This is a genomic window from Micromonospora sp. NPDC005172 (assembly GCF_040608555.1).
Taxonomy (GTDB): Bacteria; Actinomycetota; Actinomycetes; order Mycobacteriales; family Micromonosporaceae; genus Micromonospora.
Window position 1 is genome coordinate 1 of the sequence record NZ_JBEXIL010000001.1, and the last position, 21705, is coordinate 21705.

Consider the following 21705-nt stretch of genomic DNA (forward strand, 5'->3'; position numbering starts at 1 on the left):
GCACGATGACCCGACTGCGGGGGCACTTCGCGATGACCCTCATCTGCACGGGACCGGCTGCGGCCGAGCGTGGGGGCCGTCCGGCATGGACGGGCGGCCGGTGGCCGACACCCGACACCGCAGCGCATAGTAGCCGATTGTCACCGAGACATCACCTACCGCACACTCCTCTCCGACACGTCCCTGTCGAATGGAGGAACACATGCGTCTCCGCTCGTTCGTGACCGCCGCGCTGGCTGCCGTCCTGGCAGCCAGCGCACTCGCGCCACCGGCGCCGGCCGCCGCGGCCACCGCCGACCGCTGGGGATTCGCGTACGTCAAGGACCCCACCGTCACGGTCTGGACCGTGCTGGACACCAGCCGGCAGTGGGGTAGCTGGAAGACGGCATTCCCGGCCGCCTGGGCCGACGGCGTCAAGCTCGCGCCCGGCCGGTTCCAGGTCCGTTTCCCGCAGGTGGGCGCGGGTGCGCGCGGCGTGCCGCACGTGACCCCGGTGAACCGGACCGGGCACTACTGCGAGGTGGTCCGCTGGTTCCAGTCCGGCGTCGACGAGATCGTCGACGTGCAGTGCCACCGACCCGGCGGCACACGCGAGGACACCCCGTTCACCGTGCTCTGGACGACCAGTTCGGGCGCGCTGCCGGCCGGCAATTCGCACGCGTTCGTGCAGTGGGCCAGCGGGGCGGTGGCGCAGTGGTACAACTCGACGGGGGTGGTGAACACGGCCGGGCCGGTGGGCGTCGGGCAGTATCTGGTGCGGCTGCCCGGCGTCGGGCTGGCCGGCGTGCTCGCCGGCAACGTGCAGGTCACCGCCGTACAGCCGAACGCCGGACCCCGCCGCTGCAAGGTCTACTCGTGGAGCGCGGTCGGAACCGACGTGCAGGTCTACGTCTTCTGCTACGACCAGGCCGGGGCGTTCGTCAACACCGACTTCGCCCTCTCGTACCACCGTCGCCGGCCGGTGATCGGTTCCCTGGGCCCGCCGTCGTACTTCGGTTACCTGGGCACCGCAGTGGGCGGGCCCACCAACGACAACTCGGTGCTCGGCGTCGGCGCGAACAACGTGGCGGCGCTGGTGCCCGCCGGCCGCTATCTGGCGACCTTCCCGCAGGTCGGCCTCAAGGAGACGCACGCCCAGGTGGTGGCGCAGGGCGCCGGCAGCAACTACTGCCACCTCACCCAGGCGTGGACGTACACCACGAACGCCGACGTCGACGTGATCTGCTTCGACAACAGCGGCGCGGTCACCCCGCACCGCTTCCTGGCCACCTTCACCTCCCGGCTCTGACCGCACGCGGCGAATCCCGCCCACGGTCCGATCGGATCGGACCGTGGGCGGGACCGGGTGCCGCGGTGGTCAGCCGAAGCAGTTGGGTACGGGTGGGGCGCTGGGCGTGCAGTTGGTGGGGCGGTTGCCGCTGATGGCCGACTTGTCGTCCACGGACACCTGACCACCGTCGTTGAAGACCCCACCCGGCGCCACCACGGAGACGTTCTCCGTCACCGTGGATTCGGTGAGGGTGAGGGTGGCGTTGTTGTAGATTCCGCCGCCGCGTGAGTTCGTGCCGAAGGCCTTGTTGCGGCTGACGAGGGTGTGCCGCAGCACGACCACACCGCTGCCGTTGTAGACGCCGCCGCCGTTCTCGATGGTGCTTCTCGTGCTGGCGGCGTTCTCACTGATCTGGCTGTCCTCGGCCACGAACCGGCCGATCTGGTTGAAGACGCCGCCGCCGCGTTGGCCGGCGTCGTTCCGGAAGATCTTGCCGTGCTGGAGCTGGAAGATGCCGTCGGTGAAGATGCCGCCGCCCTCGCTGCCGGTCGTGTTCTCGCTGACCTCGATGTTCCTGGCCGTGGTGGTGGCGTTGATGCCGGTGCGGATGCCACCGCCCCGGAAACCGGCGCTGTTGTGGTGCACGCGGACGTCGTCGAGCACCGCGGTGCTGGAGTTCGACAGACCACCGCCCGCGCCACCGATCGGGAGGATGTTGACGACTCCGATCGTGCTGTTGTCGCTGAGGCTGGTGTTCTTCACGGTGAGGTTGCCGTTGTTGTAGACGCCCCCACCGTCGAACAGGGCGCCGTTGTCGCTGATCCGGCTCTCGTCGTCGCCGTAGCGCTCCCGGTCTTTGCCGTCCTTGTCCTTGCCGTCCCGGCCCTTGTCACCCTTGTCCTTGCCACCGTGATCGCTGCGGCCGAGGATCCGAGTGTCGCCGAAGTTGGCGATCCCGCCACCGGGGCCGTTGGTGTGGTTGAAGACCACGTCGATGTTCTCCAGGGTGGCCCGGCCGCCGACGTCGACGCGGATGCCGCCACCTCCGCCGCCGATCCCACTCGTGTCATCGCCGCCCTTGATGGTGGCGTCGCGGAGCTTCAGGTCACCGCCGGCCCCCACCTCAAGGATCCGGAACGGGGTGGCGGCGGCAGCGCGGACGATGGTGGCGCCGTTTCCGTCGATCGTGATCGGCTGGGTGACGATCGGCAGGCCGACGGGGCCGTGGGGCACGGGCGGCTGGGGGGCCGACGCGGTGAGCGTGTAGGTGCACCCCTTGGCGAGTCGGAGTGTCGCCCCGTGCTCGGCGTTCGCGCGGACGATCGCGGCGATCAGCTCGTTGGCACCGCACGATACGTCCCAGGCGTCCCGGCCGCCACCGCTCCAGTCGCCGTCCCCGCGCTCCTTGTCGCCCCCGTGCTCCTTGTCGCGACCGCCCGGATCGTGCTTGCCGCTGTCGTCGTCCGCCGGCCGGCTGCTGCCGGCAAGGACCTGCTTCCCGAACAGCGCTCCGCCCGCTCCGAGCGCTCCGGTCAGGCCTCCGGGCACGCCGACGGCAGCCAGACCGGCGACCCCGGTCAGGCCGGCCACCCCGGCGACGAGCCAGCGGGCCCTGCGCCTCCTCGGCGGACGTGGCTGCTCTGCCGCCGCATCGCTGACGTTCGGGTGTCGATGGTTGGACATATCTGGCCCTTCTCCGTACACCGTGTCTCTGTACGCCACAGTCGGCGCAGACAGCGACAAATCGGTTGTCGCGCCCACGGGGAAGGTAGCCGAGCCGAACTCACATCAACCGGGCTTACGCGAATAAGTCCCACAATCGGTGCAAAAGGTGCGGGCAGCCACCGCAGGCCGCCTGACACTCAGTCCGCGCAGTGCGCATCAGCGGATGCGCATACGTGATGGCATCGCTACTATGGGTCAGCAATCCAGAGGGGAAGGGGGTCGTGCCCGCGTGCGAAGTCCCGTCAACGGAACCGCGCCGACGTCCGCGCCGGGTCGACCCACGCCGGTCGTGGTCAACCGTCTGCGCAGGCTCGCCCGGCGTCTGGCGCTGATCGCGGTGGCCGTCGGGGGCGGCTTCCTCCTGGCCCTCCTGTTCCAGGGGCCGGCCAGCGCCGACGGCACGCGCGGCAGTTCGGGCGACGAGCTTCATCGGCAGCTCGGCGCTCTGGTGGAGCCGGTCCGACAGGTCACCACCATCGAGCGCTCCGACCACGATCCCCGACGCGGCCCACGCGCCGTGGACCGCCGCCATCACGGGCAGCGTGCCCCGCTGACCGGCGCGATCGCCGGTGTCGTCGGCGCACGCGATGTGACGTCTCCGGCCGAGTCCCGCCGCCCGACCGACGCGGCGCGGATGTCCGTGCCGTCGTCCCGGGCCGGCACACTCGTACGGTCCGACGCCGCGCGGCACGAACGGCTGCGCACCTCGACCGCGGCCCGAGCGACTCATCGTCCCGCCCACCGCGCCCGCCCGCCCCGAGCGACGGCAGATCCCGCACGGCAGCCGACCGCCGCCGCGCCCGTTCACCGACAGCTACGCGGAGCGCTCGGTTCGCCCGCCGTGGCGGGCCTGCTCACCCCTGTGCTGCGACCCGCCGTCGATGTCGTGCGCGCACTGCCGATCGCGCCGGTCGTCACGGCCCTCCTGGGTGTCGTCGACGCCGTCCTGCCGCCCGCCCTCGGCGCGGTGATCGTGCCCGCGCCGAGGGCGCGGCCCGCTCCCCCGGCGCTCGAACCGGCCGGCGCGGCCTTCGCGCCGGGCCCGGCCGCCCTGCCAGCGTCACTGCCGGGTCCGGCGCCGCCGCCCGTATGCGCCGCGGCGACGCCACCCCCGGCAGCATCGCCGCCGACACCCGTGGCGGCGCACCTACCTCCCATGGCCCCACCGGGCCACCTCGCCGCGCGCCCGGCCCCACCGGCCGTAGCGGCCTACCCTCCGGGTCAGCCCGTCACCCCGGCCGACCAGGACGCCGCCGGCACCGACGGGGGCGCCACGCCCACGCCGGGTCTGGTCCGACCCGCTCATCGGCAGTCAGACCCCGGCACCGCCGCGCCCTGTCACCTCGTTCCGCTCTTCGTCGACACCCGAACTCCGTCTGCGATCGCCCGCCCGGGCTGAGGTCTCCCGCCGACTCCGGGCTGCTGGCCCGCCTGGTCGGTCTCATCCCGCTGGCCTGGTCGATGGCACCCGCGCCCGCTCGCACAATGGTGCCGCGGGGGTCCCTGGCCGTCCGACTTTTCGCGCACGACAGTCCTGGCCGCCCCGTGGACACTCCGGGTTCGGTGACCGTCGTGACGTGCACCTGAGATCGGAGAAACACGGTGATCCACGTTGTTGTCGCCGAGGATATGGGTTTGCTGCGCGGGGCACTCTGCGCCGCGCTCTCCCGCGAGGAGGACATGAAGGTGGTCGCCGACGTCGAGGGCGTCGGCGAGCTGTTGACGGCGGTCCGCCGGTGCAGACCCCAGGTGGTGGTGCTGGCGCTTGATCCGGAGCTGCCCGATCCGGTGGAGATGGTCGCCCGGATAAACGTCGAGGCGCCGCACACCGCCGTGTTGGCGATGAGCCCTCGGTGGAACCCGGCGCTGGTCGAGGCGGCGCTGGCTGCCGGTGCGCGCGGTCTGGTCGGCAAGGACAACTCACTGGTGGAGTTGGTGCGGTCGATTCGCCTGCTCGCTGCCGGCGAGCGGGCCATCGACCCGACCGCCGCCGTGGCGGTGCTCAGTCCCCCGGAGATGCCGTTGACGCCTCGGGAGATGGACGTGCTGCGGATGGCGGCCGAGGGGCTGCCACTGAAGGAGATCGCCGGCCGCCTCTTCCTGGCCCACGGGACGGTGCGTAATCACCTGTCGGCGATCCTGCACAAGATCGGAGCCCGCAACCGGCTGGAGGCGGTGTGGCACGCCCGGCGCAACGGCTGGTTGTAGGCATCTCGGAGCGGGTCCGTCGGAGGTGTGTGGACCCGCCCCGTCGCCGTGCGGCCCCGGAGGATGCGTGTTTGAATATTGACGTTGAGTGATCGTTGTCCACGCGCGGGAAGGTTCGTCGTGATCCGTACCCTGCTCGCTCTGGACGGGGCCCTGATGCTGGGGGCGCTCTCCTTCGTCCTCGCCGCAGAGGAGGACATCCGCGTCGTGGCGGAGGTGGATCGCGGCGACGCGGTACCGGCGGCCGTCCACGCCCAACGCCCGGACGTGGTGGTGGCCGACCTCGACCTTGTCGAGGCGGCGGCTCCCGGCCGACTGGGCCTGTGCCCCGTCCTGATGCTTGTCCACCCGCAGCGGGCCCGGCGACTGCGGGGCATGCTCAGCCCCGGCCGCACGGTCGGCGTCCTGCGCAACGACGCCGCACCCCAGCGGGTCGTCGACGGCATCCGACGACTCGCGCGCCGAGAACCCGTCGTGGACGCGGACCTCGTCGTCGCGGCCCTGCACTCGGACGACCCGCTGAGCGAGCGCGAGCGGGAGGTGTTGACGTTGACGGCGGCGGGGGCGCCGGTCGTCGAGGTCGCGGCGGCGTTGGGGCTCAGCCGGGGCACCGTCCGCAACCACCTCGGTCGGATCGCCCGCAAGGTGGGTGCGCGCACCCGGGTGGAGGCCGTACGGATGGCGGGCGAGGCGGGGTGGATCTGAGCGACGGGTCTCAGCCCTGCCGCTCCACCGTCCGGGACGGGGTCATCGGCTCGTCCCAACAGCCGACGAGCGCCCGGTAGGTCGCGGAGCGGTCGAGCAACTGCTCGTGCGTCCCCTCGACGGGCACGTCGCCGTCGAGGACCAGCACCCGGCCGGCCCGCAGGGCCGAACTGATCCGGTGGGCGATCACGACGAGACTGCCGGGTCGCCGGGCGAAGGCGGCCTCGACCGTCGCCTCCCGTGCCGGGTCGAGGTGGCAGGTCGCCTCGTCGAGGAGCACCAGCGGGGCGGGCGCGAGCCAGGCCCGGACCGCCGCGACGAGCTGCCGCTCACCGGCGGAGAGCAGGGCCGGTACGACCGGCGCGTCCAGGCCGCCCAGCCTGGTCGCCAGGGGACGCGCACCGAGCGCGTCGAGGGCGACCTCAAGGGTGTCGTCGTCGGCGTCGGGCCGCAGGTAGCGCAGGTTGTCGGCGAGTGTGCCGGTGAAGACGTACGCCTCCTGGGGCAGCAGCACCCGCAGCCGGGCCAGGACGGCCGGCGCGGCGTCGGCGACCGGAGTACCGGCCAGCTGGACCGTGCCCTCCTGCGGTGGCACCAGACCGGCCAGCAGGGCGGCCAACGTGGACTTGCCGGCGCCACTGGGCCCCACGACCGCCAGGTGTTCGCCGTCGGCCAGGGTCAGCGAGAAGTTCCGCAGGACGGACCGGGCGTTCGGGCCGTACCGGAAGGTCAGTCCCCGGACCTCGGCGGCCGGTAGGCCGCCGACCGGCCCGGTCGACGGGCGCGGGCCAGGGGTCTCCCCGGCGGACGGCGGCAGGTGGGGATAGACGCGCAGGATGTTCTCCAGGGTGACGGCGTAGCGCAACCCGCCGCCGCCGAGGCCCTGCACGAGGGTGTGCAGGGCGGGTTGCAGTCCGGTGGACACGTAGATCAGCGCCCCCAGGATCGCGCCCGCCGTCATGCCACGGTCGACCAGCCACGGGGCGGCCACGAGCAGCACCACCAGCGGGGACCAGCCGCCGATTCCGAGGCTGAGGCTGCGGATCACGGCCATCCGCGCGAGGGTGCGCTCGGCGGCGGCCTGCGCCGACACCCGCTGCTCCACCTCGGATGCCACGCGTGCCTGAGCGCCACAGGCGAGCACGTCGCGGTGACCGGCCAGCGCCGTCGCTGCCGACTGGCCCAACCGCTCGCCCGCGCGGACGTACGCCCGCTGGTGGGTGACCATCGCCGGCAGTGCGGCGAGGAACACGACCAGGCCGGCGACCAGCGGCGCGGCGGCCAGCGCAGCCGCCACCGGCGCGAGGGCGAGGAGGCCGAGCAGAGCCGCGCCCGCGGAGAAGAGAAAGCCGCGCGTCACCATCAGCAGACCGGCGAAGGTGTCCCGGACGATCTCCATCTGGTGGGTCAGCCGGGTCATCGCCGCGCTGTCCGGGCGCCCACCGGCACGGGTGGCATCGCGCAGCGCGCCCCGCACCACCTGGGCGGCCACCTCGTCGCGGAACGGCTCGACCACCGCGCCGAGGCTCCGGTACGTCCGCCCGGTCGCCGCCGCGCCGACCAGCACGGCCACGGCGAGGACCCCCAACCACGCAAGGCCGTCGACCAGGCGCCCGGCCAGGAAGCCGTCGTCGACGGCACGGGCGACCAGCAGACCCGCGAGCAGCGCGGGAAACGCCTCGACGAGCGACCACCCGCCGAGCCGGGCGAGGTCACGCCGGCGGGCCCGCAGCGCCCGCCAGGTCACCTGGCGTACGGTCAGCGGCTTCACGACCCACCGCCGGCCGGCGCGAAGACAGCCCGGTAGTCCGGGTCGGCCCAGAGCCGCCGGTGCGGCGCCAGGCCGCGCAACCGACCGCCGTCCAGCCAGGCCACGAGGTCGGCGCGGGCGGCGGCCGCCGTCCGGTGGGTGACCACCAGTCGGGTCCGCTCGCCGGCGCGCCCGACGACCGCCTCGGTGATCCGGTGTTCGGTAGCGGTGTCCAGGCTGGACGTGGCGTCGTCCAGGATGAGCAGCCGCTCGGCGGCGAACGCCCGGGCCAGGCCGAGGCGTTGCGTCTCACCACCGGAGAGCGGTGTGTCGGTCAGCGGGGTCCGGTACCCCTCGGGCAGGCGGTCGATCACGTCGTCGATCGCCGCACCGCGCGCGGCCCGCAGGATCGCCGGCGTGGCCGGAGGCCCGTCGGCAGGTGGTGTCGCGGACGCGGCCGGCAACGCCAGGCCGATCGCGTCGTGGACGGTGGCGCCGATCAGCACCGGCTGGTCGAACGCGTAGCCGACAGCTCGGCGTAACGCCGACGCGTCGAGGTCCCGCAGCGGTACGCCATCGAGGCGCACCTCACCGCGGTCCGGGTCGTGCAGTCGGCCGGCCACGGCTGCCAGTGTCGACTTACCGGCGCCGGACGCCCCGACGACGGCGACTGTCGCGCCCGCCGGTACGTCCAGGTCGATGCCGTCCAGGACGACTCTGCCGTCGTCGCCGTACACGCACACCCCGCGCAGTCGCAGCGCACCGCCGCCGGGGGGAAGGGGCCGGTCGCCCGTCGCGGTGGCGGGCTCGCGCAGCGGCTCGGCCACCCGGTGTGCCCCCGCACGGCTGCGTACCAGGTGGTTGAGCGTGGCGAGGACCGCACCGAGGCCGGCGCCCATGGCCGCGTACCGGACGGCGGCGACCAGTTCGCCGGGCGTGAGCCAGCCCGCCGTCAGGGCGTACCCGCCGACCGCTACGACGCTCAGGTGCAGCAGTGGCGCGACGGCGGAGGTGCGCGCGCTCGCCCTCGCCAACAGGTCCCACGTGCGTCGACCGTGCCGACCCAGCTCCGGCAGGGCCGCCAGCACCCGGTTCTCCTCGCGGCGCAGCGTGGCGGCGGCGGCGATGGTCCGTGCCCCGGTCAGCGACTCCAGCAGCCGGCCGGCGATGACGCCGAGCACCCGTTGGTACCCGGCGGTCGCGGTCGAGGCGTCGGCCACGAAGGCACGCATGAGCACGGCGAGCAGGACGAGGCCGGCGAGCAGGGTGATGCCCAGGACCGGCTCCAGGATGGCGAGCGCGACGACGCTACCGAGGGGCGGCAGCACCGCCACGACGGTCAGGACCACGGCGTTGCCGGCCTGTCCCGCGTCGGCGGCCTGGCCGACCAGGCGGCCGACGAGATCACCCACCGGGTACCGACGGGTGGCACGGACGTCCAGCGCGAACAGGTGGCGCAGCAGATGGCGGCGTAGCCCGGCGGTGGCGCGTGCCGCACCGAATCCGCTGGTCAGATCCGTCAGGGCGTCGACGCAGACGAGGGCGACGACCAGGCCGCAGGCGGACACCGCCCACCAGATCGAGCCGCCGGTGAGGGCGGCGTCGACGGCGCGGCCCAGGGCCGCGGGAAGCAACAGTTCGGCGGCCGCGCCCAGTAGCGCGACCGCCGCGAGGCCGGCCGTCCAGCCTCCGCCGGCAAGGACCGTCCGCCGCAGCAGCCGGTCCCCCGCGTCGAACGTCGACATCGGTCCTCCCGGTGCTACGCGGTCGCCCTGGGTGGGCACGTCTACCCACCCAGGGCGATCACGTTGATGCGACGGATCAGTTGCAGGTCGTGACGGAGAGCGAGCTGTCGCCGCAGAGCAGCAGGCTCGCCCGGCTACCGCCACCCGTACGGTCGGCCGGAGCCATCTCCAGGCCCTGGAGGTCCAGAAGCGCCATGTCGTTCACCTCCCTTCCATGCCTTCGTCGATCCGGTCGCCCCCGCTGTCGCGGGGGAGTCTCTGCGCCCGGCAGGGGCGCGAGGAAGGGCAGCACCGGCGGATCGTCCTGCCGCGCGCAGGTCAGCGCGTACAGCACGCCGGCGGTGCCGGTGCCGAAGTCCATGGAGAGCCGGAGCAACTGCTCACCGGGGAACGCGGTCCCCTCCTGGTACGGCAGCGCGTGCCAGGCCAGCCGGTCCACCTGCGCGGCGAGTTCCCGGCGGTCGCCGTCGTGGACCGAGGCCGCGAGGTAGGCGATGATGCCGGCCCGGCCGGCGAAGAGCCCGGACTGCGCGTAGAACGGTGACCGTGCCGCGCGGCGAATGCCGGCGCTGGCCTCGGCGAACCGGTCGTCGTCGCGGTGGCGCAGGTACGCGTCGAGGACCAGTCCGATACCGACGCTGCCGTGTGCCAGGTACGGCATGGTCCGCCAGCCCTCGTTGACCTCCAGGGCACCGTCCGGGCGCAGCACGCACCGGCGCAGATCCTGGCGCAGCGCCGTGGCGGCGTGCTCCAACAGGTCCTCGTCACCGGTGAGTTCGTAGAGCCGCAGCAGCATCAACGCCGGCCCGGTCCGGCCGCGCAGCAGCCCGGCGTACGGATTCCGACCCCCGCTGACGTCCGGGCCGGGGTCGTCGGCCAGCTGCCCGATCACCCGTTCGGCGGCCCGCCACGCGGCGTCGCGCAACGACACCTCCCCGGTGCGGGCGGCCAGCTCGGCCAGGTTGAGCGCGATCCCGGACAACCCGCTCGCCAGGCTGTGGTCGAGCCCGTCGAGGGGCTCACGCAGGCAGATGTCGAGCACGTCCAGCGCGGCCTGGCGGCGTCCGAGGCGGTCGAGGACGTGGGCGACGCCGTGCAGCCCGTCGTAGAAGCCGCAGCGGGTGCCGGACGGGGGCGCGGTCGCCCGTCGTACCAGCCAGTCCTCGTGCTCGGGCCAGCGTCCGGCGCCGCTCGTGTGCAGCGCGTACAGCACTCCCGACGCGCCGTGCGCGAGGTTGAGGCCGCCGCTGCGGAACTGCTCGATGTCGCCGGGGAAGAGCCGGTCGTCGCGCGTCGGGGTGGCACTGGCCAGGATGGCCGTCGCCAGCTTCTCCCGCGTGACGGGCGCGTGGTGCAGGTCCGCGACCTGCGGGCCGCCGGTGATCTCCTCGACCGCGGCGTCGAGGAAGGACCTCGGCACCGGGAAGTTGGCGGCGATGACGTCGGCCAGGTGCGCCGCCTTCGCCGGGGCGAGCCGCACCAGCTGGGTCAGTGGCAGGAACAGCGCCAACCGCAGGCACGCCAGGGCGTACCTGTCGACAGCCGGCCCGGTGCGGTCCCGCGGCGCGGCGAAACCCTGGTTGCGCAGCCCCGGGCGGCGGTGCCCGTCGATCGGGGCGGTCACCTCGAAATCGACGAGGGCGACCCGGTCGTCCGGGCGGACCATGATGTTGAACAGGTGCAGGTCCCCGTAGACCAGACCGCGTTCGTGGATCGCCGCGATGAGGGTCTCGACCTGCTCGTGGACGTGCCGGGCCCAGCGGGCGTACGCCGCCCGGTCGTCGTCCGTCGCGTCGGCGTCGATCAGCGGGTACCTGTCGACGAGCACCTTGTTCAACGGTCGACCCTCGATGAACTCGAGCGCGAGGAACCGGTGCTCCCCCAGGTCGAACTCGTCGTGCACCCGTGGCACCTGCGGCAGGTCGGCGAGCTGTCGCAGGGCGTCGGCCTCCCGGGCCAGCCGGGCGACGGCGTCGGTGCCGTCGGCGTCCAGGCCGGCGTGCGGACGGGCCTCCTTGAGCACCACCTCGGTGTCGGTGCGCAGGTCCCGGCCCACGTACAGTCCACCGCCGTTGGAGAAGTGGATGACCCGTTCGATCCGGTAGGGCACCTGGTCGGTGCTGGTGCCGCCGCGGGCCGCCAGGTGCGGGCCGAGGAAGTCGGGCAGGGTGACCCACGCCGGTACGTGGAAGACGGGATCGCGGCGGTCCGGCACCAGCGTGCCGGAGTCGTCCTCGATCGCCGGCACGACCTGGCCGTCGGGCGAGTGGCAGTAGCGGGCCGCGAAGCCGCCGTAGCGCACGTGGACCGGGCCGGCGCCGTAGCGCAGGTCGCTCAGGATGTACGGCCCGGACTCGCCGGTCAGCAGCTCGTCGAGTTCCTTGCAGACCAGCTCCAGTTCCGCGTCGTCGTGCGGGTAGACGGTGATGAACTTGCCGCTGGCCGCCCGGGAGGCGTACTTGGAGTTGCGCAGCAGCAGCGTGCGGGGCCCACGGAGGAACTTGAAGGACAGGCCCCGGGGGACGCAGTAGTCCCAGACCGCGTCGAGCACCCGCTCGGCGTTCTCCAGCCCCGCCGACACGTGGATCTTCCAGCCCTGCTGCGGGAGCGAGCCGCCGTCCGGCGCGTAGATCAGCCAGTCGTCGAGCGGCTCGCGTCGCCAGCCGGTCGGGATCGGGCGCTCCGCGGCCGGAAAGACGGGCTGCGCGACGGCGCTGCCGAGCGAGTCGTAGAAGAGGCGATCCGCGGCGCAGTAGCTGTCGTAGCGTTCGTCCACCGTCCCGCCACCTCTCGAATCCGGCCGGCTGCTGTCTTCCGGCGTTGCATCGAGTCTCATCGACGAGCCTGGGTGGGCTCCAGTGCGCTTAGTCACCGGCTCCGGTGCGAGGTGCACGCGAACTCGTGACAATAGTCAGGCACTGCGGAGGTTTGAAAAAACCGCAGGTGGGGACCGGGCTGCCGCCTGGTCCCCACCTGTCGGTCGTGTTCGTCGTCAGCCCAGGTACTTCTCCCACGGGCCGGTGATGGCCAGGGTCAGACCCGGGTCCTGCATGTTCACGAACAGCACCTTCCCGTCGGCGCTGAAGGTCGGCCCGCAGAACTCCGAGTCGTTGAGCTGGTTGCGGGCGATCGCGTACGTCGGCCCGCCCGGGATGGTGCTGAGCACGTGGGAGGCGCCCTTGCCGTCCTCGGCGAGCACGAGGCTCCCCCACGGGGTGACCGTCACGTTGTCCGGGCCGTCGAAGGTGATGTCGGTGTACCTGACCGGCGTCCCCTCCTCGGAGGCGCCCTGGTGCGGGAAGTACGTGACGAGCTGGATGGTCTGGTCCTTGAAGTTGTAGAACCACACCATGCCGTCGTGCGGCGCCGCGTCCGCCGGCAGGTCACCCTCGTCCCACGCGTAGGAGTTGACGACGTACACGCCCTCGTCGGTGCTCCACACGCCCTCGAACTTGCGGCCACGGGTGACCTGACCGTCGGTGAACTGCTCGCGGACGGAGGTGTGCCGCGCGTCGCGGTCCGGCACCTCGATCCACCGGACGGCGAACGGGCGGCCGAGCTGGGCGGAGGTCAGGTAGGCGACGTCCGGCAGCACCGAACCGTCGTCCATGATGATCTGCATCGCGGCGAGGACACCGGCGTTCGGTGCGAGGCGGGTCAGCACGCCGGGGCCCAGCTTCACGCCGCGCGGCGCGGACCAGCGGTAGAAGAGGCCGTTGGGCTCGTCGGCGTCCTCGGAGAGGTAGACGTGGGTGCGGTCCTTGTCGATCGCCAGGGCCTCGTGCGAGTAGCGGCCGAGGCACTTGATCGGCCTCGGGTCCGCGCTGCCGTCGGCCCAGACCTCGAAGACGTACCCGTGGTCCTTGGCGAAGACGCCGGAGCGGTCGCCCTCCTCCCACCTGTCGCCGGCGCGGTCCTCGGTCTCCTCGCAGGTCAGCCAGGTGCCCCACGGGGTGGGCCCGCCGGCGCAGTTGGAGATGGTGCCGGAGAGCGCGACGAACTCGCCGAGGTTGCGCCCCGCACGGTCGGTCCTGATCACGGTGCAACCACCGGCGTCGACGGCGCTCGCGTCGTAGACGGTGCCCTTCACGTGCGGCACGCCGAACTCGGCGCCCGGGTCGATCTCGTGGTTCTGGATCAGGGTGTAGCGGTCGTGCCCGGCGTCGTAGACGGCCATGCCGTCGTGGTCCGACGGGGTCACACCCTGTCCACGGTCGAGTCTGGTGACGCCAGCCCGGGTGACCACGGTGTAGCGGAAGCCCTCGGGCAGGGCCAGGACCCCCTTGGGGTCGTCCACGAGCGGCGGGAAGGGGACGTGACCGCCCGAGCCCGGCGAGTGCGGCCGGCCGGGGCTGGCCTGCGCCAGGGACGGCAGGCCACCGGCGACGGCGAGGCCCACACCGGCGGCGGCGCCGCCGGCGAGGAAGGTACGACGGGAGGAAGGCACGCGGATCAGCTCCTGGTCAGGACAAGTGCGACGGCCGACAGCCAACCCCCGCCGACAGACGCCGACGCATCACCCGTGGGTTCGGGCGGTGACATCCGGGTGAAGACTCGGCGTCACCGGGATCGTCGCGGCGACGTCCAGCCCTGCTCGTGCAGCCGTTCGATGCCGTCCAGCAGCAGGTCCAACGCGAACGCGAACTCGAACTGGTCGTCGCAGCCCTGCCCCACGACCGACTGGTCGTCGTGCGAGGCCGCCGTGGCGATCTCCGCCAGGTGCGGGAACCGGTCGGCGAACTCCGGCGGCAGGGCGGCGGCAGGCTCGGGGCTGGCCGCTCCGGACCGACCGACGCGGCGGGCGTCGTCGAACAACTCCTGACTGAAGCCCAGGACCCGGCTGCCCATCGTGTGCATCACGTGGTGGGCGAGGTTGGCGGAGAATCCGCCGGCTCGGAAGGTAGCGACCACCGAGTCGAGGTAGGCGAGGACGGCCGGCGTGGCCATGTTCCGGGACTCGATCGCCAGGGGGGCCCAGGGGTGACGGCGCAGCACCTCCCGTGCCGAGAGGACGCGCCGGCGGGTGGCGTCCTTCCAGTGCGTGTCGGGCGCGACCGGGTCGATCTGGTCGACGATCACGTCGATCATGCCGTCGAGCAGTTCGTCCTTGTTGGCCACGTGCTTGTAGAGAGCCATCGGTACGACGCCGAGATCCTGGGCGAGGTTGCGCATGCTGAGGGATTCGATGCCGGCCTCGTCGGCGAGCGCGACGGCCGCGCGCAGGATGCGGTCCCTGCTCAGCGGCGTCCGGCGCAGCGTCTCAGCCTGCTCAGCCATCTCGTCCTCGTCCTGTCCGGCGGTCGTTGAACCATAACCGTCTTGACAGGTGTACGGCGTACACTTAGCGTTGGTGTACACCGTACACCCCGAGGAGGGGCCATGAAGGCGATCGTGCAGGACCGATACGGCGGCCCGGAGACCCTCGCGCTCACCGACGTCGCCACGCCGGTGCCCGCCCCGAACGACGTGCTCGTCCGGGTGCAGGCGGCCTCGCTCAACGCGTACGACTGGCATGCGATGCGCGGCGATCCCCGGATGGCGCGGTTGGCGATGGGCCCCTCGCGGCCTCGCGCGCGCATCCGCGGCCGGGACATCGCCGGTCGCGTCGAGGCCGTCGGGGCCGACGTGCGGGACGTCCGGGTGGGTGACGCCGTCTTCGGCGACCTCGGCGACGCCAACGGCGCGTTCGCCGAGTACGCGTGCGTGCCCGAGACGCAGGTCGCGGCCATGCCGGCGAACCTGACTCCGCACCAGGCGGCGGCCCTGCCGCTGGCCGGCATCACCGCGCTCCTGGGGCTGCGCGACGCGGGGCGGGTCGAGCCCGGTCAGCGCCTGCTCGTCAACGGCGCCTCGGGCGGCGTCGGCACCCTCGCCGTGCAACTGGGCAGGGCACTCGGCGCGACCGTGACCGGCGTGTGCAGCACCCGCAACGTCGACCTGGTCCGCTCCCTCGGCGCCGACGACGTCGTCGACTACCGCCGGGACGACTTCGCCGACGGCACACGCCGCCACGACGTCGTGCTCGACCTGGTCGGCAACCGCTCACTCACCGAACTGCGGCGGGCGCTGACACCGACCGGGACGCTGGTCCTCTCCGGCGGCGGCGTGTACGGCGGCGGCAGCCTCGTCGGGCCGGTGTGGCTGATCGCCCGCGGCCGACTGCTCGCGCCGCTGGTCCGACAGCGCATCGTCACGCTCACCACGACGCCGGACCGTCGACACCTCGACACCCTCCGCGCCCACGTCGAGGCCGGCCACCTCACCCCGGTCATCGACCGGACGTACCCGCTGCACGAGGTCCCCGACGCCATTCGGTACGTCGAGGGCGATCACGCCCGGGCGAAGGTCGTCATCACCATCTGACGTCCGCCGCGCGACCGGTCAGCGCCCCTTCCACTTGTCGGCCGGAGTGAGCGGCACCGCGTCGGGCCGCCGCGCCGTCGTCGTCAGCTCGATCCGCTGACCCTTCGCCGCCGACTCCAGCAGCGCGGTCATCGTCTCGAGGACGTGCAACGCGACGTCGCCGCCCGCGCGCGGTGGACGCTGACCGTCGGCCAGGACGAAGTCGAGCAGACCGATGCCCCGGCCGCTCTCGGCGTACCCGGCCTGCGGTTCCAGAGGCCGCCACTCCGTGCCGCCGAGCGCGAAGTGGCGGACCTCGCCGTCGAAGTAGTTCGGATCAGGTACGGCGAGCGTGCCGGTCTCGCCGTGCACCTCGATGGGCGCCGCCGTCGTGGTGGTGCCGTCGAAGCTCGTGGTGATGGTGGACAGAGCGCCGTCGACGTGTTCGAGGACGCCGGTGACGTGGGTGTCCACCTCCACGGGAATGCGCTCGCCGGCCCGCGGGCCCGAACCGATGACGCGCTCGGAGCGCAGGCGGCTGGCGGCGCCGACCACGGCGCGTACCGGCCCGAGCAGGTGGATCAGCGCCGAGATGTAGTACGGCCCCATGTCGAACAGGGGGCCGCCGCCCGAGGTGTAGTAGAAGTCGGGGTGCGGATGCCAACGCTCGTGACCCGCCGTGACCATGACGGCCGTCGCGGACATCGGGCGTCCGACGAGCCCACCGTCGATCGCCGCACGCGCCGTCTGCGTGCCCGTGCCGAGCACGGTGTCCGGCGCGCACCCGACGTGGACGCCCGCCGACGCGGCCCGTTCCAGGATCGAGCGGCCGTCCGCGAACGTCACGGCGAGCGGCTTCTCGCCGTACACGTTCTTGCCGGCGTCGATCGCGGCGTGCGAGATGTCGGCGTGCGCCGCCGGGATCGTCAGGTTGAGCACGGTCTGCACGTCCGGGTGGGCGAGCAGCCCCTCGACGCTCACCGCCTCGCTGCCGGGGATCGTGGCCGCCGCCGCGGCCGACCGGGACGCGTCGAGGTCGGCCAACGCGGCGATGCGGACCGCGGGGTGCTGCGCGAGGGTGTCCAGGTAGGCGCGGGAGATGACCCCGAGACCTACGATGCCGACGCCGTGCGGGTCGCCCACACCATTCCCCTTTCGATCACGGTACGCACGGCCGGGTGCTCCAGCACGTCGAGGTTGTGGCCCGGGGTCGTGACGACGATCCGGCCGGCGCCCCAGCGGCGGGTCCAGATCGCCGGCGAGGTGACCGGCCGGTGCCACGGATGCCACTCCCGGGTGGGGTGGGTGGTGACGGCCAGTACGTCGACCAGGTCGTCGTGCAGCACCCAGTACTGCTCGGTGACCAGGTCGAAGTCCTCGATCCCCGCGGTGATCGGGTGCTCCCTGCCCAGGTCGGTGATGCGCACCGTGTGCGGCAGGAAGTTGTCCTCCTCCCCACCGTGCCGCTCGCACGGCTCCTTGCCCGGGTGGGTGGCGAACTGGCCGCCCACCAGGTGCAGGTAGTCCGACGAGGCACGGAACGCGTCCACGATGCCGCCGTGCCAGCCGGTGAAGCCCGTACCCGCGACGACCGCCGCCCTGAGGCCCGCCACCTGGGTCGAGGTGATCTCCGACATCGTCATGCACTGCACGATCAGGTCGGTCCCGGCCAGCTCGTCGGCGTCGGCGTAGATCTCCGTCGACTCCTCGACCCGTACCGCGTAGCCGCTCCGTTCGAGGAAGGGGATGAACAGCTCGGTCGCCTCGACCGGCTGGTGTCCCTCCCATCCGCCGCGGACCACCAGTGCTCTCGGCTGCGCCACCGTCGCTCCTCCCACCGTCCGTTCGTCACCGGGCCGGCCACGACCGGCCGCAGTGATCACCACCATTCTGTCCAAGGCGGCGAAAGGTGACAACGCGAAGGCGCTGCGGGCCGTCCGACGGCACTTCCGGAACGTACGTCGGATGGCCGATTGTCCATGCTGAGCGCCGTCGATACGGTGATTCCCGTGTTCGGGGAGGCCGTGCAGGAACTTCGGCGCAGCAGCGCGCTGACCCAGGAGGATCTGGCTGCCAAGACGGGGCTTTCGGTCCGGCACCTGCGGGATCTGGAGGCCGGCCGGATCGCCCGGCCGCGCCCCGCGACGATGCTGTTGCTGGCCGACGCCTTCGGCCTTCAGGGGTCCCGGCGCGACCGCTTCCTCGCCGGAGCGCCCACCCCGCCCCCGCCGAACGGTGTTCCGGCGCAGTTGCCGGCGGACGGGTTCGGCTTCGTCGGTCGCGACGGCGCGCTGGCCCGCCTCGACGAGATCCTGGCCCGGGCGGTGGACCAGCCGACCGCGATGGGACTCGCGATCGTCTCCGGCACCGCCGGGGTGGGCAAGACATCGCTCGCGGTGCACTGGGCACACCGCGTCGCCGCGTACTTTCCCGACGGCCAGCTCTACGTCAACCTGCGCGGCTTCGACCCGGGAGGCATCCCGCTCGGCCCGAGCACGGCGCTCGCCGGGTTCGTCAACGCCCTCGCGGGACCGGTCGGCCGTCCGCCGACCGGGCTGGACGAGCAGGTCGCCCGGTACCGGAGCCTGCTGGCCGGCCGACGGGTGCTCGTCGTCCTGGACAATGCCGGCGACGCCGACCAGGTACGCCCACTGCTGCCGGGAGCGCCGGGCTGCTTCGTCCTCGTCACCAGTCGGCACCAGTTCCTGGGGCTGGTCAGCGTCAACGGCGCCCACCCGGTCACCCTGGACGTCATGTCGGGGGACGAGTCCCGCGAACTGCTGACCCGACGCCTCGGCGCGGAGCGGGTGACAGCCGAGCCCGACGCCGTCGACGCCATCGTCGGCGCGTCCGCCGGACTGCCCCTGGCGCTGTCCGTCGTGGCCGCCCGGGCGGCGATCCACGGCGAATTCCGCCTGATGGACCTGGCGGCGCACCTGCGCCCGGAGGCCGGACGCCTGGACGCCTTCGACGGCGGCGAACCCGTCACCGACCTGCGGCTGGTCATGTCCTGGTCGTACCGGACGCTGGAGGAGGACACCGCTCGGCTGTTCCGGTTGCTGAGTGTGCATCCCGGCCCGGACTTCGCCGTCGCCGCGGCGGCCAGCCTCGCCGGGATCACGCCCGCGCAGGCCCAGCGTCACCTGACCGAGCTGACCCGGGCACACCTGCTCAGCGAACACCGCCCCGGCCGGTTCACGTACCACGATCTGCTGCGCGCGTACGCCGCCGAGTTGACCGCGACCGAGGACAGCGCGGCGAACCGCCACGCGGCCCGCACCCGGCTGCTCGACCACTACCTCGCCGTCGCGTACGCGGCCGACGAACTGCTCTACTCGCAGCGGGACCGGCTGCCGGTCGACCCGCCGGGGCCCGGTGTCGCGCCGGTGCCACTGGCCGACCGGGACGCGGCGATGGCGTGGTTCACCGACGAGCACCCGGTGCTGCTCTCGGCGCTGCGGCTGGCCGCCGACCACGGCTTCGACCGCCACACGTGCCACCTCGCCTGGGCGATCACCACCTACCTCAACCAGGGCGGCTACTGGGAGGACTGGACCAGCAGTTTGCAGGCGGCGTTGTCGGCGGCGGTCCGGCTGGCCGACGACCGGGCCGAGGCGTACGCCCACGGGGTGCTCGGCTTCGCCGACATCGCGCTGCACCAGTACGCCGACGCGCAGCGCCACCTGGAGTCGGCGTACGACCGGTACCGGCGGTTGGGTGACCTCGCCGGCCAGGCCCGCGTCGAACTGAACCTCGGGTGGATCCGCGACCAGACGGGCGAGCCGGAGCTGGCCCTCGGCCACGCCCGGGAGGCGCTGCGCCTGCACCGGCAGGCCGGCCACGTCACCGGCCAGGCCTTCGCGCTCAACGCGGTGGGCTGGTCCCAGGGCCAACTCGGCGACCACCACGCCGCGATCGAGAGCTGTGAGCAGGCGTTGGCCCTGTTCACGTCGGTGGAGAACGTGCTCGGCCAGGCGATCACCTGGGCCAGCCTCGGGCAGGCGCACCTCCAGCTCGACGCGTGCACCGAGGCGGTCACCTGCTTCGGGCACGCGGTCCGCCTGCGCCGCGAGATCGGTCACCGCCGGTTGGAGGCGGACGCGTTGGTCAGCCTCGGCGACGCTCACCTGGCCGCCGGCGACGCCGCGTCGGCCCGAGTGGCCTGGGAGCAGGCGCGGGACATCCTCGTCTCGCTCGGGGAGGCCGACACCGAGGCGCTCGACGCCAAGCTCGCGTCAGCACGCTGAGACACCACGCACACCCGGCCGCAAGTGCCGGTCAATCTCCGGTCCGGCTCCTGTTCGGTCCCGGCGGCGGACGAAACGATGGTGAGGCAAGGCGCTCGTCGCATCGATGCGCATGCGACGACTTCCACCTCGACCTGGGGGGTTCCATGCTCCGACGTCTCCAACGCCTCGGCCTGACCGCACTTCTCGCGGTCACGACCGCAGGCGGCGCGGTGGCGATCTCCGCACCCGCACAGGCCGCCCTGCCGCACTGCAACGGCGCGGGCGTCTACACCTCGACCTGGTCCGGCGCCCGGGGCTCGACGGCCTGGATCCCGGCGTACGTCTCCAGCACCATCAACTTCAACTGCCTGCTGACCCGGGGTGACCACAGCTCCGGCGTCGGTGAGCTGCAGCGGACGTTGCAGGGCATCTACGGCAAGTACCTCGGCCCCAACGGAGTCGACAACGACTTCGGCGGCAACACCTACAACGCGCTGCGCAGCACCCAGGCCGACCTCGGCATCTCCGTCGACGGCGAGTACGGGCCACAGACCCGCGACCACCTGTGCTGGCGGTGGACGGGCAGCGACAACTCCTGTATCTGGCTGAACAACAACCACTGAGTACGCGCGGGGCGCACGTCACATCGGGGGTGTTCGGCCAACGACCGTCCCGGCTCCGGCCGGGGCGGTCGTCCCGCGTTCCGGTCAGAACGTGGCGATCGGGTTGACCGGGCTGCCGGACGTGCCGACGAAGCGGACCGGGGCGACGGCGAGCTGGAAGTCCCACTGACCCAGCTCGGCGGCGGTCGCCGCGCACGCCTCCAGGTCACAGTTGTCGAGCATCCACAGACCCATCGCGACGAGGCCGACGGCGTGCACGGGCATCAACACGTCGTCGTATCCCGACGGCTGGACGTCCTGCGGGGAGTCGGCGCCGATCAGCGCGACGCCGCGCTCGTGCAGCCACGGCAGGCAGGAGGCGTGCCAGCCGGTCTGCGCGAAGCCGCTGGCCTCGCGACCCTCGCGCCGGAAGCGGCCATGGCCGGTCCGCAGGAGCACCGCGTCGCCGGCACGCACCCGTACGCCCTGGCGGCGCTCGGCCTCCTCGAGGTCGGCGGGGAACACGCCCTGCCCGGGTTCCCACCAGGGCACGCCGCGGGCCCGGGCGACGTCCAGCAGGACACCGCGGGTGACGATGCCGTCCGGCGCCGCCGTGACGGCCGCCCACGCCGAGCCCGTCACCTCGTCGACCAGCGAGTGCGACCGCCCGTTGTACAGCGTGCCGTCCCAGAAGAGGTGGCACGGCGAATCGAGGTGGGTGATGGTGTTGCCGTGGTACGTGATGCCGAGTCGCTCGGTCGAGAAGCCCCAGCGCCGGTCGGCGTGGAAGGCGGCCGGCATGTTCTCGGCGCCCGGCATGTCGACGGCGTACGGGCAGACGGTCGTGGACCGCTCCATCTCCCCCGGCACGGCGACCTCCCACGCGCAGGACACGCTCCTGCCGTGGCGCACGGCCCGCGCTGCCGCCAGCCGGACGTCGTCGGTGACGTGGTTGAGCGTGCCGCGCTCGTCGTCGTCGCCCCAGCGGCCCCAGTTCGACAGCGTGTCGAAGTATCCGAGCACGTCCTCCTGCGTCGGCAACATCCGCTCTGCCGTCATCGCTTCGGCTCCTTCATCCAGGCCGTCGGGGCACCCCGGGCAGGGTATCCCGTAGGCCCCGGTGGGCCGA

Annotated in this window: 16 protein-coding genes and 1 pseudogene; 8 read left to right on the plus strand and 9 right to left on the minus strand. The window is 72.7% G+C overall.

The features are described 5' to 3' along the window. Nucleotides 1-68, plus strand: a pseudogene (locus ABZV06_RS00005) (amino acid-binding protein); the annotation flags it as partial. A gap of 134 nt (nt 69-202) precedes the next feature. After that, on the plus strand, nt 203-1288 hold the full coding sequence (locus ABZV06_RS00010; protein WP_355617242.1) for a hypothetical protein: 1086 nt from the start codon (nt 203-205) through the stop codon (nt 1286-1288). A 69-nt stretch (nt 1289-1357) separates the two neighbouring features. Here ABZV06_RS00010 and ABZV06_RS00015 read toward each other — a convergent pair whose 3' ends face one another. Then, nucleotides 1358-2953, minus strand: coding sequence for a hypothetical protein (locus ABZV06_RS00015; protein ID WP_355617245.1), 1596 nt, complete (start codon nt 2951-2953; stop codon nt 1358-1360). Nucleotides 2954-3224: 271 nt separating this feature from the next. Between ABZV06_RS00015 and ABZV06_RS00020 the strand changes: the two genes are divergently transcribed. From ABZV06_RS00020 to ABZV06_RS00030, 3 genes are all read left to right on the plus strand, one after another. After that, a complete protein-coding gene (locus ABZV06_RS00020; protein ID WP_355617248.1) occupies nt 3225-4394 on the plus strand; it encodes a hypothetical protein in 1170 nt (389 codons plus the stop codon). Between the two features lie 203 nt (nt 4395-4597). Next, on the plus strand, nt 4598-5203 hold the full coding sequence (locus ABZV06_RS00025; protein ID WP_355243653.1) for a response regulator transcription factor: 606 nt from the start codon (nt 4598-4600) through the stop codon (nt 5201-5203). A gap of 120 nt (nt 5204-5323) precedes the next feature. Beyond that, the gene (locus ABZV06_RS00030; RefSeq protein WP_355617252.1) at nt 5324-5908 is read left to right on the plus strand and encodes a response regulator transcription factor; all 585 of its coding nucleotides are present in this window, start codon (nt 5324-5326) and stop codon (nt 5906-5908) included. Nucleotides 5909-5918: 10 nt separating this feature from the next. On the opposite strand, the gene ABZV06_RS00035 is transcribed toward ABZV06_RS00030, so the two are convergent. From ABZV06_RS00035 to ABZV06_RS00055, 5 genes are all read right to left on the minus strand, one after another. Continuing rightward, nucleotides 5919-7679: an ABC transporter ATP-binding protein gene (locus ABZV06_RS00035; protein ID WP_355617255.1), complete on the minus strand. Its 1761-nt coding sequence runs from the start codon at nt 7677-7679 to the stop codon at nt 5919-5921. Beyond that, a complete protein-coding gene (locus tag ABZV06_RS00040) occupies nt 7676-9403 on the minus strand; it encodes an ABC transporter ATP-binding protein (RefSeq protein WP_355617258.1) in 1728 nt (575 codons plus the stop codon). Before ABZV06_RS00040 ends, ABZV06_RS00035 begins: the two co-directional genes overlap by 4 nt. Before the next feature lie 76 nt (nt 9404-9479). After that, nucleotides 9480-12179, minus strand: a complete 2700-nt coding sequence (gene lanKC, locus ABZV06_RS00045; RefSeq protein ID WP_355617261.1) for a class III lanthionine synthetase LanKC — start codon at nt 12177-12179, stop codon at nt 9480-9482. A gap of 216 nt (nt 12180-12395) precedes the next feature. Continuing rightward, nucleotides 12396-13850, minus strand: coding sequence for an alkaline phosphatase PhoX (locus ABZV06_RS00050; protein WP_355243668.1), 1455 nt, complete (start codon nt 13848-13850; stop codon nt 12396-12398). Between the two features lie 113 nt (nt 13851-13963). Next, entirely contained in the window at nt 13964-14680 is a 717-nt protein-coding gene (locus ABZV06_RS00055) for a TetR/AcrR family transcriptional regulator C-terminal domain-containing protein (RefSeq protein WP_355243671.1), read from the minus strand. A gap of 102 nt (nt 14681-14782) precedes the next feature. Between ABZV06_RS00055 and ABZV06_RS00060 the strand changes: the two genes are divergently transcribed. Continuing rightward, a complete protein-coding gene (locus ABZV06_RS00060; RefSeq protein ID WP_355617263.1) occupies nt 14783-15766 on the plus strand; it encodes an NAD(P)-dependent alcohol dehydrogenase in 984 nt (327 codons plus the stop codon). A gap of 18 nt (nt 15767-15784) precedes the next feature. Here the strand turns inward: ABZV06_RS00060 and ABZV06_RS00065 are convergent, their stop codons facing one another. Both ABZV06_RS00065 and ABZV06_RS00070 read right to left on the minus strand, forming a co-directional pair. After that, entirely contained in the window at nt 15785-16888 is a 1104-nt protein-coding gene (locus ABZV06_RS00065; RefSeq protein ID WP_355617266.1) for a Gfo/Idh/MocA family oxidoreductase, read from the minus strand. Next, complete coding sequence (locus ABZV06_RS00070; protein ID WP_355243678.1) at nt 16858-17568, minus strand: ThuA domain-containing protein; 711 nt, start codon at nt 17566-17568, stop codon at nt 16858-16860. The genes ABZV06_RS00065 and ABZV06_RS00070 overlap by 31 nt, the downstream gene beginning before the upstream one ends. A 186-nt stretch (nt 17569-17754) precedes the next feature. Here ABZV06_RS00070 and ABZV06_RS00075 point away from each other — a divergent pair, with 186 nt between their 5' ends. Together ABZV06_RS00075 and ABZV06_RS00080 are read left to right on the plus strand one after the other, a co-directional pair. Continuing rightward, nucleotides 17755-19992 carry a tetratricopeptide repeat protein gene (locus tag ABZV06_RS00075; protein ID WP_355617269.1) on the plus strand — a complete coding sequence of 746 codons (2238 nt, stop codon included), beginning with the start codon at nt 17755-17757 and terminating at the stop codon, nt 19990-19992. 146 nt (nt 19993-20138) lie between these two features. Next, nucleotides 20139-20597, plus strand: a complete 459-nt coding sequence (locus ABZV06_RS00080; RefSeq protein ID WP_355243684.1) for a peptidoglycan-binding domain-containing protein — start codon at nt 20139-20141, stop codon at nt 20595-20597. Nucleotides 20598-20681: 84 nt separating this feature from the next. Here the strand turns inward: ABZV06_RS00080 and ABZV06_RS00085 are convergent, their stop codons facing one another. After that, entirely contained in the window at nt 20682-21635 is a 954-nt protein-coding gene (locus ABZV06_RS00085; protein WP_355243687.1) for a cyclase family protein, read from the minus strand. Nucleotides 21636-21705 lie beyond the last annotated feature (70 nt).